A 17,750-nucleotide genomic window follows, 5' to 3' on the forward strand; every position below is an offset into this window, starting at 1 on the left:
ATAAGGCGGCGGGACATGGCATCCCGCCGCCTTCTTATGTGTCTTGAAATTCGACATCGTCAACCGCTACAGGGGCAATTTGCACCGGTCAGAATGCGGATTTCATCTGTCTGTTACGCACCGGATTGTGCCTGCCAACAGATCAGAATCCGGTATCAGCCGGCCTATGCCGCATCCTGTGCAGAACAATTGCGCCGCAACCGGAAAACCAGATCAACCGATGCCAGCTCGGTGCCGTTTGGCATGTTCGGAATGCCTTCAATCTGCACCGTTTCCGCCGGGATGTCGGACAAAAGCCCGTCTTCCTCGCAATAGAAATGGTAATGCGGCGCGGTATTGGTATCGAAATAGGACCGGCCCGGATCAATCACGATTTCGGTCAGCAATCCGGCATCGGTAAATTGATGCAATGTATTGTAAACGGTTGCCAGCGACACCTTGATGCTGTTGCTCATGGCTTCGGAATGCAGCTGTTCGGCCGTGACATGGCGATGCCCGTTTTCAAACAAAAGCCGCGCAAGTGCCAGACGCTGACGCGTCGGACGCAAATTGGCATCTTTAAGCCGGTTCAGGGCGTCGGTGAATGGACGCGATGTGGTTCTCATAGTCTGCCCCTATAGTTTCCCGGGAACAGGTCCACACCTGTTCCGTTAATTCCCACGATCAGACTAGAGAACCCGGGCGCACGATTCCTTGATTTTGATCAACTCCAATAAGATCGAGAAATCAGCCCTTCCCAAACAAAAAAAGGGCCGGAAAACCGGCCCTTTTCAGATGTTATCGCGAAATCAATTCGGAGATTTTTCAGAACCGCTGAACATACCTGTCCCCCGCAAAATCGCGGCTGCACCACCCAAACCGTCAGCGCCATCACCCGAAACGTACACTTCGGGGACAAGCTTTGATACCAGCTCAACTAGCTGAGGTTTTCGTTCCAGTGTCGCCAGGAACTTCTCGAGAGCCTGCAACATAACCACGCGATCCTCGCCCAAAACCTGTGCTTGGGCCATCTGCCCATCAGCCAAAGCCGTCAGATAGCTTTTTTCTGCTTCGCCAAGGTTTTTGCGCTCAAGCTTTCGCTTTTCTGAAATCTCAACATCAATCTCTGCTTTGACCAGCTCTGACTGCTGATTGGCTGTAGCACGGGATTTTTCTGTCTTGATCCGTTCATCCTGCGACAGTTTTTCCTGCTGGTAGGCAGCGGCAAGCTGGCTTGCCAGCTGCTCTCGCTGACGTGCGACCAGAAGCTCGGGCGGGATAACCGGTTCGCCAAGCCTTACTTCCTTGATGTTGATGCCTGCCTTGTCGCCTTCGACACGGACCTTCCGCTCAATGGTATTTTGCAAAGCCTCTCGATTTTCAATCAGATCAAGAACTCGTGTTTTTCGAACGGCATATCCGCTGCCGCCATCGACCCTTGGCAACTGGATCGAGCCACCAGCAACATCGCGTACAATCGAACGAATTGTCGGGGTAAGGACCCGATCTTCTATTTCGCGCAAGCTGCCAACAGACGCGACAACATAAGGCGCGTTTTCACGTGTTACCTGAACAAGCACGCGAACTTCCTGCGGTATTTCCCAACCTTCGACCTTGACCACAATTGCACGGTCAGCGTCATCGTTTGGGTTAAATACAACCTTGTCTGTAGTTTCAGTCTGACCGATCTTGCCTTGTTGATCGACATTCAGCTTGATGGAACGCTTGACGTAACCGCCACGATATTTCCATGTCTGAACCCTCGTATCGACGAGGGTCACGTCATAGGCCTCGCGGTTGATGTAATAAGCATCAGGGTTGAGAACGGACTCCCAGATTCCCTTGCATCCGCGAGGTACCAACGCGACGCTCAAAGCACTTACATCGCTATTTGTGATCTCCTTGCATTCAGATCCGGGACGTTCCTGGACGTTTGATTTGACCACACCAACAAACCCGGCAGGGATTTCAGTAATCAGGGTGTCGGTTGACCCGTCTGCATCGGTACGACCTTCAAGATCATAAGTAACCTCGACATTTCCTTCACCTATTTTCACCCTGAAAAGATAAAGATTAAGCGGATAAACACCCGGTTTCAGGACAGTCGTCTGGAGACCTTTCTGCCCGCCATTTTGCAGAAAGTATGACGCATCAAGCATGTCCTTGACTTCATCTTCAGGCCAAGGTTCAGCAAAGGCCGCACCGGACGGCAACGGGTTCCCGTCGCGCGCTTCTATCAACCCGTAAAATCCCGGCGGAACCTCAACCATCGGAAGAACACTGACATCGTTGATAACAGTCAGGAGCGGCTCAAAATGGAAGCCCGGAGACAGAATTCTGGACTGAAAGCCGTTTTCTCCCGAAAGTGCAATCAAACGGCCTGCTGGAAGGGAACTGCCACCATAAATGCGTTTTAAATGGGCAACCTGATTACCCCCGACATACACATAAGACGTCGATGCAAAACAAATAAGAGCAATAAAAAGCAACGTCACTGATGCCACTTTACCGATCACCGGACGGCTTGGCGGAAGCCCTTTAACAAATATAACGACTGCTACAAGCAGAAAAATCAGACCAAGAACGAGCCAAATCATACATATCTCCCAAACAGAACGCTGCAATATCCCCGGTTAATGCAGCTTCAGTTTGCATATTACCCAGGATTGCAAGTCAGGCATGTGATTTTTCGCACAAATAGCAAAAAGGGGCCGGAAATCCGGCCCCTTTTTGGTTTGTTTTGCAGTCAGGAAAATCAGTCGCCTGTCATGATCCGATCGACCAGTTCCTTGACGGTCGGGATGTGACCATTGGCATAGAACGGGTCTTCGCCGAACTTGTAGGCATTGTGACCTGCAAACATCAGTTCGTTTTCAACCGCTGCGCCATGGGCGATGTTCTGAAGCGTCTTCTGAATACAGAAGGACCGCGGATCAGCGCGCTTGCCGGTCGTGCCTTCATGCTGTTCCCAGTTGGAGAACTGGCACTGTGACAGGCACCCCATGCAATCGATCTGGTCTTTTTTAATCGTCAATGCGCTTTCGGGCGTGACAAAGACCATGGTGTCATCCGGGGTCGGCATGCCTTCGGTGTAACCGGCGTCAAGCCATGCCCGGACCTTATCCGCATCGTCTTCGCGCACATAAATCGGACGACCACGACGACCCAGCGGAATACCGACATGCAGGTCGGCCTCAGCCGTACGGGAATAGCGGACCTGACGATCGGAACGCTGATGCAGATCTTCAAGGAAGTCGTTGCGCACAGCCGAGCTGTAGAAGCCCGTCGGGCTGAATTTATGCAGCGACACATCACCGTTCTGAAGACGGGTCAGGCGCTGTTTCCATTCGTCGGAAATCTCGCTTTCCTGGGTCAGAAGCGGACGGGTCCCGAACTGGAAGGCCACCGGGGCAACTTCCGGATTGTCGATCCAGTCTTCGAAATCACGCAGGAACCAGACCCCGCCGGCCATGATGATCGGAACATCATTCAGACCAACAGAATTCATGAATTCACGCAGTGCCGCGACACGCGGGAACGGATCTTCGGGCACCAGCGGGTCTTCGGAATTCGACAGGCCGTTATGGCCACCGGCACGCCACGGATCTTCATAGACCACGCCGCCCAGCCATTCCGGGGTCTTCTTGTATGACCGCAGCCACAATGCACGGAAGGCACGGGCCGATGACACGATCGGATAGTAATGGACACCATACTGGGCCGAAATCTGGGCAATCTTGTATGGCATGCCCGCCCCACAGGTTACCCCGTGAATCAGGCCTTTTGCACCTTCAAGAACACCATGAAGGATCGGTTCGGCACCACCCATTTCCCACAGCACGTTCATATGCAAACGGCCTTCGCCATTGCGCATTTCATGTGCGATCTGGGCCTGGGCAATACCGCCGCGGATACCATAGGCAATCAGTTCCTGATGGCGGTCACCGCGGGTTTTTCCTGCATATTCGATCGGAACCAGATTGCCGTTCTCGTCATACGAGTCGGCATTCACAGCGGAAAAAGTCCCGATACCGCCGGCAGCAGCCCATGCGCCGGAACTTTTACCCGTCGATACAGCAACGCCTTTGCCACCTTCGATAACCGGCAAGACTTCTTTACCCGACATGACGAGCGGATTAAGGGCTTTCAACTTCGTCTCTCCCATTCGGCATTTGCCAGCGACACCACGGTATCGCTCAGAGTGCCGGGCGACGTCTTGTTTTTATCGTCGCCCGGCATACCGTTCAGCTTATTCGGCGTCGCCTGCTTCGAGGTCGGCACCGGTTTCCTGATCGACACGCTTCATCGACAGCTTGATTTTGCCGCGATCATCGAAACCGATGACCTTGACTTTAACCTGGTCGCCTTCTTTCACGATATCCGAAACCTGTTTGACACGCTCAGGTGCCAGTTCGGAGATGTGAACAAGACCGTCGCGGGCGCCGAAGAAGTTAACGAACGCACCGAAATCAACAGCCTTAACGACCTTACCGTCATAGATATGATTCAGTTCAGGTTCTGCAACGATGGATTTGATCCAATCCACAGCCTGCTTGCCTTTTGCACCGTCGGTATGTGCGACAGTGATCGAACCATCGTCTTCGATGTCGACTTTTGCACCGGTTTCTTCGCAGATTTCACGAATGACCTTGCCGCCCGAACCGATGACGTCACGAATTTTGTCTTTCGGGATCGAGAACTGGGTGATGGTCGGCGCATTGCCCGAAACTTCACCGCGTGCTTCCGGAAGGGCCTTGGCCATTTCGCCAAGAATATGCAGACGACCGTCACGGGCCTGTTTCAGCGCGATCTGCATGATGTCTGCGGTCACCGAGGTGATCTTGATGTCCATCTGAAGCGAGGTGATGCCGTTTTCGGTACCGGCAACCTTGAAGTCCATGTCGCCAAGGTGATCTTCGTCACCCATGATGTCGGACAGAACGGCAAAGTCGTCAGCTTCCTTGATCAGGCCCATGGCGATACCGGCAACCGGACGTGCCAGCGGAACACCGGCATCCATCATGGCAAGCGAGCTTGCGCAAACGGTTGCCATCGACGAGGAACCGTTCGATTCGGTGACTTCGGAAACGATACGGGTGGTGTAGGGGAAGACATCCTTGCTCGGCATCAGCGGATGCAGGGCACGCCATGCCAGTTTACCGTGACCGATTTCACGACGGCCAGGCGAACCCATACGACCAGCTTCACCGACCGAGTAGGGCGGGAAGTTGTAATGCAGCATGAAGCTTTCACGATATTCACCGTCAAGCGCATCAACGATCTGCTCGTCCTGACCGGTACCAAGGGTAACAACAGCCAGTGCCTGGGTTTCACCACGGGTGAAAATCGACGAACCGTGCGAGCGCGGCAGAACCGAAACTTCGCCCATGATCGGACGAACGTCAGCACCGGTACGGCCATCAATACGTTTGCCGGTTTTCAGGATCGCACCGCGAACGATGTCTTTTTCCAGATCCTTGATGATCGAGGAAACCTTGCCTTTGAGTTCGTCAGGAACTTCATCGCCAAGTTTCTCGACGATTTCTGCCTTGGCAGCGGCAACAGCGGCCGAGCGTTCCTGTTTGACGACATTGGCATAGGCAGCGGTCAGGCTCTCAGTGCCAAGGGCAGCGATTTTTTCGACCAGCGCATCGTAACCGTCCGGAAGTTCTGCAACTTCGCGCGGTTCCTTGGCAGCTTCTTCTGCCAGTTCGATGATCAGGTCAAGAACGCCCTGGAACTGGTCGTGACCAAACTTGACAGCGCCAAGCATGATTTCTTCGGACAGTTCGGATGCTTCGGACTCAACCATCATCACGCCGTCGCGGGTACCGGCAACAACAAGATCAAGGTCGCTTTCCTTGATGGCTTCGGTCGACGGGTTCAGAAGGTATTCACCATCCTTGTAACCAACGCGCGCAGCACCGATCGGGCCGAGGAACGGCAGACCGGAAATGGTCAGCGCTGCCGAGGTACCGATCATGGCGACCACGTCCGGATCGTTTTCCATGTCGTGCGACAGAACGGTACAAACGATCTGGGTGTCGTTGCGATATTGCGGGTGGAACAGCGGACGGATCGGACGGTCGATCAGACGCGAAACCAGGGTTTCCTTTTCCGACGGACGGCCTTCACGCTTGAAGAAACCACCCGGGATTTTGCCAGCGGCAAATGCTTTTTCCTGATAGTTGACGGTCAGCGGGAAAAAGTCGACATCCGGGCGCGGCTGCTTGGCGCCAACAGCAGTACAAAGAACGACGGTTTCACCATAGGTTACCTTGACGGCACCATCGGCCTGACGGGCAATCTTACCGGTTTCGAGAACCAGTTTGGCATTGCCCCACTGCATTTCCTTACGGACGACATTAAACATTATTTTCTCTTCCTCTTACAAACCTCTGGCGGACCCGGAATACTACACGAGTTCCGAACACATTAATTATGAGGCTTTCATAACAGCGTCATAATTAATGGGTCCGGCGTAAGCATCGGGTCGGCCCATCCGACCCTGCTTCTCGTGTCCCGATCCACCGGAACAATAAAAAACGACGGCGGAGGTCACCCTCCGCCGCAGTTTGAAATCAGCGGCGAATACCGAGGCGTTCGATAACGCTCTCGTAACGCGACTGGTCTTTGCGCTGCAGATACTTCAGCAGGCGGCGACGCTGACCAACCATCATGAGAAGACCACGACGGCTATGGAAGTCGTGGTTATGTTCTTTCATGTGCTCGGTGAGGTTCTTGATCCGCTCGCTCAGGATTGCAACCTGGACTTCGGGGGAACCGGTGTCACCGTCTTTCTGAGCGTATTCTTTGATCAGCTCAGCTTTGCGTTCAGCAGTAATCGACATCAGGCATCCTTTCGCCTTTAGAGATTAAAAACACGCACAGGCCGTATTTCGCCACCATTGATCTCCGCCAACGCAACCGCGCGGTCATGGAGCATGGCACAGACGATTTCGTCCTGCACGACGGGGTTTTCGAGAGCATTGCGCTTTGCGACCGGCAACAGCCCGACAGGCTGGCCAGACGAAAGGCGTTGCGCCTCGACTTCGGTCAAGGCCAGCGCCGGGATGTCGTCCAGCGCGGTCTCAACCGGAAGCATTTTCTTCATCACCTCTTCGGGGTCCATCTCCAGCAATTCCTGCAGGGGGATGGCGTTTTCCTCCGAAAACGGCCCCGCCGATGTCCGGCGAAGCGCGGCGATATAGCCGACAGTGCCAAGGCGCAGCGCAATATCGCGCGCCAGTGATCGCATATATGCGCCTTTGCCCGATACAACATCGAACACGGCATGATCGCGATCCGGCATTTCGACCAGTCGAAGATCCTTGATCAGAATCGGACGCGGCTTCAACACCACGTCTTCATCGCGACGCGCAAGATCATAGGCACGCTTGCCATTGACCTTGATCGCCGAAAACTTTGGCGGCACCTGCTGGATTTCACCGATAAATTCACCCAGCACAGCCTTGATTTCGTCTTCAGTCGGACGGTGGTCGGAGGTTTCGATAACCTCGCCCTCTGCATCGTCCGTGCTGCGTGCCTCGCCGAATTTCAGCGTCACACGATAACTTTTGCTGCCATCCATGACATATGCAACCGTTTTGGTTGCTTCGCCAAAGGCAATTGGCAGAACGCCCGATGCCAGCGGATCAAGCGTTCCGCCATGTCCGGCCTTGTTGGCATCCAGCAGGCGACGCACCTGATTGACCACCGTTGACGAGGTGATCTCCAGGGGCTTGTCGACCGCCAGCCAGCCATTAATGCTTTTACCGCGACGGCGACGCGCCATCAGTCGTCCTCATCTTCCTGGTCACCAGACCGGCCATCCACCAGATCCTGCGCGACATGCGGATCACGCAGCAGGGCGCCAATATGGTCGGCGACATCAAAACTTTTGTCTTCGACAAAACGCAATGCCGGCACGTATTTCATGTGCACCGTATGGGCCACATGGTTGCGCAGGTGTCCTTTCTGACGCGTCAACGCCTTAAGCGACGTTTCGGCCTCACCGCCGCCAAGCGGGGTAAAGGATACCATAGCATTGCGCATATCCGGTGAAAGATTGACGCCGGTAATGGTTACCGGGCGACGGGTCAGGTCCGGATCGTAAATATCTCCACGCTCCAGCGCCTGCGACAGCGCCTGACGGATTTCTTCCGCCACTCGGAGCTGTCGCTGACTTGGTGCTTTGGCTGGTTGCTTCGCCATTTCAGTTCCTCACCGTCTTACAGTTCGACGGCAATTTCCTCGTTCTCGAAGCACTCGATCATATCGCCAACCTGGAGATCGTTATATTTGGCGAACGACATGCCACATTCATAGCCTTCGCGGACTTCCTTGACTTCGTCCTTGAAGCGACGGAGCGTGGACAGCTCGCCAGAGTGAATAACGACATCGTCGCGCAGCAGACGGACACCCGCGCCGCGTTTGACAATACCCTCGGTGACCATACAACCGGCGATCTTGTTGCCAGAGATGGTGAAGATGTCGCGGATTTCCGCATAGCCCAGGAACTTCTCGCGAACTTCCGGAGACAGCATGCCCGACAGCATCTTTTTGATGTCATCAGCAACATCATAGATGATCGAATAGTAACGAATATCAACGTTGTCGCGGCGGGCCTGTTCACGGGCCTGCTGGTTTGCACGAACGTTAAAGCCGATGATCAGTGCATTGGATGCACGGGCCAGCGTCACGTCGGATTCGTTGATACCGCCAACACCGCTATGCAGGACGCGAACCGATACTTCCTCGTTACCGAGTTTCTGAAGCGTCCCGATAAGGGCTTCGACAGAACCCTGCACGTCACCCTTGATGACGATCGGCAGTTCTTTGACGTCACCGCTCTGCGAGAACATGTTCTCGAGCGCGGATTTCTTCATCGCGGCAGCCTGGGTTTCACGAATACGGCGCTGACGGAAGTCGGAAACTTCGCGGGCCTTGGCTTCGTTTTCAACGACCACAAAGTCATCACCGGCAGACGGAACACCGTTCAGACCGGTTACCTCGACCGGCATGCCCGGAATTGCTTCCTGGACACGGGTACCGTGATCGTCAACCAGCGCACGGACACGACCCCATTCCGGACCGGTGACAAAGATGTCACCCGTGCGCAGGGTACCGCGCTGAACCAGAACGGTTGCGACTGAACCACGGCCTTTTTCCATGCGGGCTTCGACAACAACACCGTCGGCAACACGCTGCGGGTTGGCCTTAAGGTCAAGAACCTCTGCCTGAAGAAGGATTGCTTCTTCCAGCTCGGTCAGACCGGTGCGCTGTTTGGCCGAAACTTCAACGGCCTGAACGTCACCACCCATTTCCTCGACCACGACTTCGTGCTGAAGCAGTTCGGTCTTGACCTTGGACGGGTTGGCACCCGGCTTGTCGATTTTGTTGATCGCGACAATCATCGGAACACCAGCCGCCTTGGCATGGCTGATGGCCTCAATCGTCTGCGGCATGACGGAGTCATCGGCAGCAACAACCAGAACCACGATATCGGTAACCTTCGCACCGCGCGAACGCATTTCGGTAAATGCGGCGTGGCCCGGGGTATCGATGAAGGTGATCTTCGAACCCGTTGCCATGGTGACCTGATAGGCACCGATATGCTGGGTAATGCCACCGGCTTCGCCGCCGGCAACGTCGGTTGAACGCAGCGCATCAAGCAACGAGGTTTTACCATGGTCAACGTGGCCCATGACGGTCACGACCGGCGGGCGACCGACCAGCTGCTCTTCGCTGTCATCTGCAACGACCAGCGCTTCCTCGACGTCTGCATCGGAAACACGTTTTACATTGTGACCGAATTCTTCGACCACGAGCTGTGCAGTATCGGGATCCAGGCTCTGGTTGATGGTCGCCATGACGCCCATGCTCATCAGAGTCTTGATCACGTCGGCTGCACGTTCAGCCATACGGTTGGCCAGTTCCTGAACGGTGATAACGTCCGGGATGGTCACGTCACGCACGATTTTCTCTTTCGGTTTCTGCGGGCCCATGGCACGGGCTTTGGCTTTGGCCTGCTGGCGCTTGATCGATGCCATGGAACGACGACGGCCACCTTCGTCACCGGTCATTGCATTGGCAATCGACAGCTTGCCACGACGGCGACCATCATCAGCCTTGCCACGGTTTGCACGGCCCTGGGCTTCTTCTTCGGCGCGCTTGCGCGCGGCCTTGCGTGCATCTTCCTCGTCCTGCTCCTTGCGGCTTTTCGGCTTGGCAGTCGCAGGGGCAGCGCGACGACGTTCTTCGGGAACCAGCGGTTCTGCCGGTTCGCCCATGATCACATCGTCTTCCTTGGCTTTCGGCGTAGCAGCCGGTTTCGGCTTCGAGGTCTTGCCTTTGGCAGTCGAGGCAGCAAGCTGTTTTTCAACATCTTCAACAGAAACTTCGTCCTTGTCCTTGGCTTCTGCTTCTGCGGCTTTGGCTACTTCTGCAGCCTTGGCTTCCTCGGCCTTGCGGGCTTCTTCCTCGGCGGCCTTGCGGGCAGCTTCTTCACGCGCACGGATTTCGGCGTCGGCCTCTTCCTGCTTGCGGCGCTCTTCAGCAGCCTTCAAAGCAGCCATACGGGCAGCACGCTCGCTATCGGTCAGGTTGCCGTGATCTTCGGCAGCCGGGCGCGATTTCGGCTCTTCGACCGGTTCCTTCTTGGCTTCCGGTGCCGGCGTTTCAGCCGGTGCCTGTTCAGCAACGATATCCTTCTTCACTTCACGGAAGCGACCGGATTCGTTCTTTTCGAATGTACGCTTCTTACGCACTTCGACGGTCACAGATTTGGACCGTCCATGCGAGAAGTTTTGGCGAACCTGCCCTGCCTCGACCGTCTTGCTCAATTCAAGCTTCGATCTGTTGAGGCTCAGCGGTTTCTTCTCCTGATCGCGATCACTCATAATCCGTCCAACTTCCTCATTTCCTGCGGGATCGACTTCCAATGCCGACCCTGTCCTGTCCGTCCGGCGCCTGTCTGATGTCAGACTGCGCGAAATCCTTGCAGCCGTTTCAGGGAACGGCCCAGCCGTTTGGCCAGACCACCTGGCGCAACAGCCACATGTACTGCTTTTTCACGGCCAAAGGCCGCGCCGATTTCAGCAGCATCCAGAACGGAATAAATCGGCAGATCCCGGGCCTTGGCCTCGATCTTGGATTTTCCGTCCGCAGCACCATCGCGTGCTGCCAATATCAGAGCCGCACCCTCGGCAATCTGGGCGCGGGCCTTTTCAAATCCGGCAACCGCCTGACCGGCACGGCGCGCAAGCGACAACAGATCAAGACATTTCTGCGTCAGCAGCTGTTCGATCCGGTCTGCAAGCGCGGCGTCGACCACGACTTTTTGCCGCGCCGCCTTGGCAAAAGCGTTTTTTGCACAGGCGGTATTTATCACATCCCGCGACGGGCACAACCATAATCCCCGTCCCGGTAGCCGTTCCTCAAGATCGGGTACAACCGAACCATCCGGCCCGATCACAACCCTGAGAAGATCTTCCTTGTTCCGGGTCTCGCCGGTGACAATGCACCGGCGTTCCGGAACCTCGGCTACCTTGCCGCCTTTGCGATGCGACATGGTGTCCTCCGATCGGCCTTAAGCCTCTTCGCCTTCGGCTGCTTCTTCGGTCTCTTCTTCAAGACCATCGAACCAGCCCAGCTTGCGACGCGCTTCCATGATCAGATCATTGGCCTGATCCATGGTCATGTTGTCGGCATCACCGATATATTCGATCAGCTCGTCACTTGCCAGATCGGCGAAATCTTCAAGGTTTTTGACGTCGTTTTCACCAAGGCGAACAACAACTGCCAGCGACAGGCCATTGAATTCGACCAGATCATCGGCAACCTTGAGCTCTTCACGACGCTTCTGAAGACGTTCGGCTTCTTCGGAAAGGAAGGTACGTGCGCGGTTGCGCAGTTCTTCGGCGATTTCTTCCTCGAAACCTTCGATCTCGGCCAGTTCTGCCAGCGGCACGTAACCGACTTCCTCGATCGAGGTAAAGCCTTCGGCGACCAGGAGATGGGCGATAACTTCGTCAACATCAAGGGCCTTGATGAACATTTCCGCACGCTTGCGTGCTTCTTCCTGACGACGTTCGCTTTCGTCTTCCTCGGTCAGAATGTCGATATCCCAACCGGTCAGCTGCGATGCCAGACGCACATTCTGACCACGACGGCCGATGGCGAGGCTAAGCTGATCGTCCGGAACGACGACTTCGATACGGTTGGTTTCTTCGTCCAGAACAACCTTGGTGACTTCGGCCGGGGCCAGTGCGTTCACAACAAAGGTTGCCGGGTCTTCCGACCACTGGATGATGTCGATTTTTTCGCCCTGCAGTTCGGCAACAACGGCCTGAACACGCGAACCGCGCATACCGACACAGGCACCGACCGGATCGATCGAGCTGTCTGACGACAGAACCGAAATCTTGGCGCGCGAACCCGGATCACGGGCAACCGATTTGATTTCGATGATGCCGTCATAGATTTCCGGAACTTCCTGGGCAAACAGTTTTGCCATGAAGGTCGGATGGGTACGCGACAGGAAGATCTGCGGACCACGCTGTTCGCGACGCACATCAAGGATCAGCGCACGAACGCGATCGCCCTGGCGGACGGTTTCACGCGGGATCAGCTCTTCACGGCGCAAGATTGCTTCGGCACGGCCGATATCAACAAGAACGTTGCCAAATTCGACACGCTTGACGACGCCGTTGATGACTTCGTCGGTGCGGTCTTTGTATTCTTCGAACTGACGTTCGCGCTCGGCGTCGCGGACCTTCTGAACGATAACCTGTTTTGCGGTCTGTGCAGCAATACGGCCAAAGTCGATCGGCGGCAGCGGATCAATCAGGAATTCGCCCAGATTGATGTTTTCATCACGAATACGCGCCTGTTCGAGCGACATCTGGGTGAAATCGTTCTCGATCTCATCGGTTACTTCGATGAAACGTGCAAGTTTGATTTCGCCGGTTTTGCGGTCGATATGGGCACGAATGTCGTGCTCATGGCCATATCTGGAACGACCAGCCTTCTGGATGGCCTGTTCCATTGCGCCGAGAACCTCGTCACGATCAATGCCCTTTTCACGGGCAACGGCATCAGCGACCTGCAAGAGTTCCGGCCGCGGCATTCCCGAAGTTGCTTCCATATCCAACCTCTATTCTGCGTTGTCGTCAGAGCGGCGATTGCCGGTGACATGCGCGATCAATTCATCCGTCAGAACCAATTTCGACTTTGCGATATCGGCCAACGGCAACAAGACACGTTCGCCATCGACAATCAGGGCGACCGCATTATCTTCAATCCCATCCAGCAAACCGCTGAAACGGCGACGACCATTGATGGCCATCACCAGTTCGACCTTTGCCTCGAAACCTTTCCACACTTCAAAATGCGTGGCACGGGTCAGCGGGCGGTCGATCCCCGGAGAACTGACTTCAAGGTGATAGGCACCCGAAATCGGATCTTCGACATCCAGAAGGGCAGAAACCGTACGGCTGATTTCGGCGCAATCTTCAACATTGATGCTGCCTTTCGCGTCCGGGCGATCTGCCATGATCTGCAGGATATTGTGGTCCTGTCCCGTCATGGAAACACGGACCAGCTCGAACCCCAGCGCATTGATCGACGGCTCGATAATTGCCGTGATTTTCGCCATCAACGGGTCTTTCAACTGTTGTCCAATCAGCTCAGCCATAAAGCGATGCCATACCCCAAAAAGCACAAAAGAGCGGGCGCGAGGCCCACTCTTTGTCAGAATTTACAAAAAGCTTGGCGGCTTTATACAGCCGGTTTGCGCAGAAATCAAGTGAGGATACAGGGCTCCCGCGCCATTCAACCCAAGGATTCACAAAGACCTTACTGCAATGGCAGATTGCCCATCAGATTCCGGAAATAGGCAAAGGCCGCCACCGCACCATTGCGCACAGCGATCTCTTTGTCGTCGCTCAGCTCCAAGTCATTGACCTGTTCTACAAATTCGCGCCAATGCTTGCCCCGGCCATCCGGATGACCGGCCAGATGACGGGCCCCGAATGCATCCCCAAGCCCGATATTGGCAGCAGCCTTCAACAGGAATGCCGCGCCAAGCGACGACCCCTCGCAGACATAAAGCCAGCCGATCCGTTCGGCATCCTGTGCGGAAATCTCGAAGCGACTCCCGATTTCGGGGCGTGCGCATTCCAGATCTGCAAGATCGTCACAAACGGCCTTATACCGGCTGCGCGCGGCCAGACCCGGAATGACACGGTTAAGATCCTGGGCGTCATATAGCGGTTTCATCCGGGCGTGAAAGACATATTGCAGGGTCAAAAAGCGCATATAATTGTCGCGGTTATCGAACGGCGCCATTTCCATGACCATATCGTCAACCGACTGATGCGCACTGCGTGTAGATTGCCGGAGGTCTTCCATCCGGGTCACAGTGGCGGTGTCTGCCCCGTGAATTGCGTTCATTGCTACCTCGTTCCTGGTCAGTTCGTGCCGATATCGGACACGACTCATTAAGTCTGAAACGATCAACACCGCCCGATATCCGAAAATGTCCGGATTTCAATTTGATCAATCTTCGCGAAACGCACGGGCAAACTGATCGGAAAGCGGCTTAAGAAGGTAACTGAGCGCCGTGCGCTCGCCGGTCGCAAGGAAGGTTTCCACCGGCATTCCCGGCACCAGGTCGCGGCCATCAAGCTTGGCAACTTCGCCAGACCCGATTCTGATGCGCACGATATAATATGTATCACCAGTCAACTCGTCGCGTTCAAGATCGGCCGCCACGAATGAAACCTGACCGAACAGCTCAGGGGTGGTTCGCTGATTGAAGGCGGTGAATCGCAATACCGCTTCCTGACCGGGAACGACCTGTTCGATGTCGCGCGGATTGATATGGGCTTCGATCACCAGCTCATCCTGATCAGGCACAATGCCCATAATGCGATCGCCCGCACCAATCACACCCCCGACCGTATGCACGGCAAGCTGATAGACCGTTCCGTCATAAGGTGCGCGAATGTCTATGCGACGCAGCTGGTCGCGCAGGGCAATCTGTTGCTGCATCAACTGGGCGATCTGCTGGTCAATATCGGTCAGTTCGCCAAGAACTTCGGTTTGGCGCACACGATCAAGCTGCAATATCTGCATTTCTGTTTCCGACATTTGCATCCGGGTCGCGGCAATCTCGGCCGTCAGTTCCCCATGCGTCCCGTCAAGGCTTGCCCGTTCACGGCGCAGGGCCGCCACACGGGTAATCGGAACCAGTTGCTTGGCAAACAAACCTTCCAGCCCGGTCAATTCATCTACGATATGGCGACGTTCTTCTTCGTTGGCTGTTTTCTGGGCGGTCAAGCCGGTAATGGTTTCTGAAAGCTGGGCGCGCTTCTGAACAAGCTGCTGCTTTTCACCTTCAAGACTTTCGCGGCGCGCATTGAACAAATTGCGTTCCGCGGCAATCAGTTCGGCAATCGCCGGATCATCAAGACGATCCGTAAAGGCATCCGGAATGCGAAGCTCCGTCAGATTGTCCCTTTCCCCGGTCAGGCGCATGCGCCGTGCTGTCAAAGATGACAATTGCGTCTCGACAATCCCAAGACTGGCCCGTGCCATGGTGTCATCAAGCCGGATCAAAAGATCACCGGCCGACACCCGATCACCGTCACGGACATGGATTTCGCCGACGATACCGCCGTCCGAATGCTGGACATCCTTGACGTTGCTTTCGACAACCAGCTTGCCCGATGCGACCACTGCACCGGACAGCTCGGCAAATGTCAGCCAAAGCATCAATCCGGCAAACAGGGCCACCACCACACCGCAACCAATGATGATATGGCGGCGCAAGGTTGCCTGTGCGGCGGATAAACGTGCACTGCGACCGGGTCTGATGGATTGTGCCATGCGCCCGCGCGACAGGAGTTGCAAGCTGGTCATGCGGATTCTCCTACCTGGCGAACGGTTCGGCGCAAAATGTCGTCACGTTTGCCAAAGGCAACCTGATGGCCATCCTGAATCACGGTGGCCAGATTGACCGTGGCAAGGGCGCTGGGACGGTGGGCGATCAGCACAACAATCGCCCCGCGCGCACGTGCGGATTGAACGGACTGCAACAATGCCTGTTCGCCATCGCTATCAAGGCTGGCATTCGGTTCATCAAGCACGATCAGGAAAGGATTCCCGAACAATGCCCGCGCCAGGCCGATCCGCTGGCGTTGGCCGCCCGACAAGACAACACCACCCACCCCGATACGCGTGTCATACCCGTTGGGCAGCGACAGAATCATATCGTGAACACCGGCCGACTTTGCGGCCTGAACGATGTCACTCGACGATGCACCGTTCTGCAATCGCGCAATGTTGCGTGCCACCGTATCGTCAAACAGTTCGACATCCTGTGGCAAATAGCCGATATGCTTGCCCAGTTCGTCGCGACCCCAATGAGACAATTCCGCCCCGTCGAGACGGATTTTGCCGCCACGCATCTTGCCAATCCCGACCAGTGCACGGCCCAGGGTCGATTTCCCCGATCCGCTTGGCCCGATAACACCCAATCCGTCCCCGGCACTGAGCGTCAGGGCATTGATCCGCAACAACACCTTGCTTTGGCCCGGTGCATTTCCGTCCTGCGTTCCGACCACAAGATTGGATACCGTCAGATTTCGCGACGGCGCAGGAAGACGGGTACGCGTATCTTCGCTTTGTCCTTGTGTGACCAGCATTTCATCAAGACGCCGCCGGGCCTGTCGGGCGGCAACAAAACCGCGCCAGTTGCCAATCGCCTGTTCTACCGGCGACAAGGCACGTGCAGTCAGGATCGAGGCCGCAATCATTGTGCCCGGTGTGACTTCCTGATGGATTGCCAGATACGCCCCCAGCGCCAGCACCCCGGACTGCAAGGCCAGACGGATGACCTTGATATAGGCCGAAAAGGTAGAATTGACGTCGCCAACCGCAGTGTTGTCGCGCAAATAGCGATTATTGAGTTTTGCCCAGCTTTGGGAAAAGGCCTTTTCCATACCCATGGCCCGCAAGGCTTCGGCGTTGCGCCGACCGGCTTCGACCAGACGATCGCGCTGGACGGTCTGACTGTTCATGGTGGCGACCTTTTTGCGGGTTACGACTTCGCTGATCAGGGTCAGGACAACCAGCAACGCCCCGCCGACAAGTGCAAGAACACCAAGCCAGGGATGGAAAACAAAAACAATGGCCAGAAATACCGGCATCCACGGCAAATCGCAGATTGCCACCGGGCCGGCCCCCCCCAGAAATTGCCGGATCTGATCAAGATCATGCAATGGCTGATTATTGGCGCGGGCATTGCGCAGTCCAAGGTCAAAGGTCTGCATCAATGCATCCGGACCTATTTTTTCATCAACCCGCCAGCCAATCCGGATCAGCATGCGGGCACGAAGGGCGTCGACACTGCCCAGAAACAGATACAGAAAAACCACAAGCCCGCTCAATGCGACCAGTGTGGGGACATTCTGACTGGCCAGGACCCGGTCATAAACCTGAAGCATGAAAAGCGGGCCTGTGAGCATCAGGATATTGGATACACCACTAAGCGCTGCGACTGCAACAAACGCACGGCGCAAGGATGAAATTGCCTCAGAGAGCGGCCGGGATTTGCCGGTTCGCATATCTGATTTCGAAGATGCCTGTCCAAACACGCTTTTTATATTCCAGAAAAATCGGGTAGGGTGAGGTGGGTGCTGCTGTTGCGCAGCACCCTGGATCAAAGACCTTGTGCCCGTTCCGCACCTTGCGGGATGGGCCGTCTT

14 protein-coding genes are annotated in these 17,750 nt (G+C 55.6%); all 14 read right to left on the bottom strand.

Annotated elements, in window-relative coordinates:
- Positions 1–164: 164 nt before the first annotated feature.
- Positions 165–605 carry an iron response transcriptional regulator IrrA gene (gene irrA / locus M9H61_RS13665; RefSeq protein WP_101246775.1) on the bottom strand — a complete coding sequence of 147 codons (441 nt, stop codon included), beginning with the start codon at positions 603–605 and terminating at the stop codon, positions 165–167.
- Positions 606–788: 183 nt separating this feature from the next.
- On the bottom strand, positions 789–2,576 hold the full coding sequence (locus M9H61_RS13670) for an SPFH domain-containing protein (protein ID WP_250281041.1): 1,788 nt from the start codon (positions 2,574–2,576) through the stop codon (positions 789–791).
- Positions 2,577–2,734: 158 nt separating this feature from the next.
- Complete coding sequence (locus M9H61_RS13675; protein ID WP_101246773.1) at positions 2,735–4,129, bottom strand: nitronate monooxygenase family protein; 1,395 nt, start codon at positions 4,127–4,129, stop codon at positions 2,735–2,737.
- Between the two features lie 99 nt (positions 4,130–4,228).
- Positions 4,229–6,352: a polyribonucleotide nucleotidyltransferase gene (pnp, locus tag M9H61_RS13680; RefSeq protein ID WP_250281043.1), complete on the bottom strand. Its 2,124-nt coding sequence runs from the start codon at positions 6,350–6,352 to the stop codon at positions 4,229–4,231.
- Between the two features lie 208 nt (positions 6,353–6,560).
- Positions 6,561–6,830 (bottom strand): 30S ribosomal protein S15, encoded by a 270-nt coding sequence (gene rpsO, locus M9H61_RS13685; protein WP_101246771.1) that lies wholly within the window; start codon positions 6,828–6,830, stop codon positions 6,561–6,563.
- Positions 6,831–6,847: 17 nt separating this feature from the next.
- Complete coding sequence (gene truB, locus M9H61_RS13690) at positions 6,848–7,774, bottom strand: tRNA pseudouridine(55) synthase TruB (RefSeq protein ID WP_101246770.1); 927 nt, start codon at positions 7,772–7,774, stop codon at positions 6,848–6,850.
- Complete coding sequence (gene rbfA, locus M9H61_RS13695) at positions 7,774–8,193, bottom strand: 30S ribosome-binding factor RbfA (protein ID WP_101246769.1); 420 nt, start codon at positions 8,191–8,193, stop codon at positions 7,774–7,776. The genes truB and rbfA overlap by 1 nt, the downstream gene beginning before the upstream one ends.
- A gap of 17 nt (positions 8,194–8,210) precedes the next feature.
- Positions 8,211–10,880, bottom strand: a complete 2,670-nt coding sequence (infB, locus tag M9H61_RS13700) for a translation initiation factor IF-2 (RefSeq protein WP_250281044.1) — start codon at positions 10,878–10,880, stop codon at positions 8,211–8,213.
- 80 nt (positions 10,881–10,960) lie between these two features.
- Complete coding sequence (locus M9H61_RS13705) at positions 10,961–11,551, bottom strand: RNA-binding protein (protein ID WP_101246767.1); 591 nt, start codon at positions 11,549–11,551, stop codon at positions 10,961–10,963.
- An 18-nt stretch (positions 11,552–11,569) separates the two neighbouring features.
- Complete coding sequence (gene nusA, locus M9H61_RS13710; RefSeq protein ID WP_101246766.1) at positions 11,570–13,126, bottom strand: transcription termination factor NusA; 1,557 nt, start codon at positions 13,124–13,126, stop codon at positions 11,570–11,572.
- 9 nt (positions 13,127–13,135) lie between these two features.
- The gene (gene rimP, locus M9H61_RS13715) at positions 13,136–13,675 is read right to left on the bottom strand and encodes a ribosome maturation factor RimP (RefSeq protein WP_228194935.1); all 540 of its coding nucleotides are present in this window, start codon (positions 13,673–13,675) and stop codon (positions 13,136–13,138) included.
- A 161-nt stretch (positions 13,676–13,836) separates the two neighbouring features.
- The gene (locus M9H61_RS13720; RefSeq protein ID WP_114112166.1) at positions 13,837–14,433 is read right to left on the bottom strand and encodes a biliverdin-producing heme oxygenase; all 597 of its coding nucleotides are present in this window, start codon (positions 14,431–14,433) and stop codon (positions 13,837–13,839) included.
- A 105-nt stretch (positions 14,434–14,538) separates the two neighbouring features.
- Positions 14,539–15,903 carry an HlyD family type I secretion periplasmic adaptor subunit gene (locus M9H61_RS13725; RefSeq protein WP_250281047.1) on the bottom strand — a complete coding sequence of 455 codons (1,365 nt, stop codon included), beginning with the start codon at positions 15,901–15,903 and terminating at the stop codon, positions 14,539–14,541.
- Complete coding sequence (locus tag M9H61_RS13730) at positions 15,900–17,564, bottom strand: type I secretion system permease/ATPase (protein ID WP_250281049.1); 1,665 nt, start codon at positions 17,562–17,564, stop codon at positions 15,900–15,902. Before M9H61_RS13730 ends, M9H61_RS13725 begins: the two co-directional genes overlap by 4 nt.
- Positions 17,565–17,750: the final 186 nt, after the last annotated feature.

It is taken from the genome of Thalassospira sp. GO-4 (genome assembly GCF_023588965.1).
Lineage (GTDB): Bacteria > Pseudomonadota > Alphaproteobacteria > Rhodospirillales > Thalassospiraceae > Thalassospira > Thalassospira povalilytica.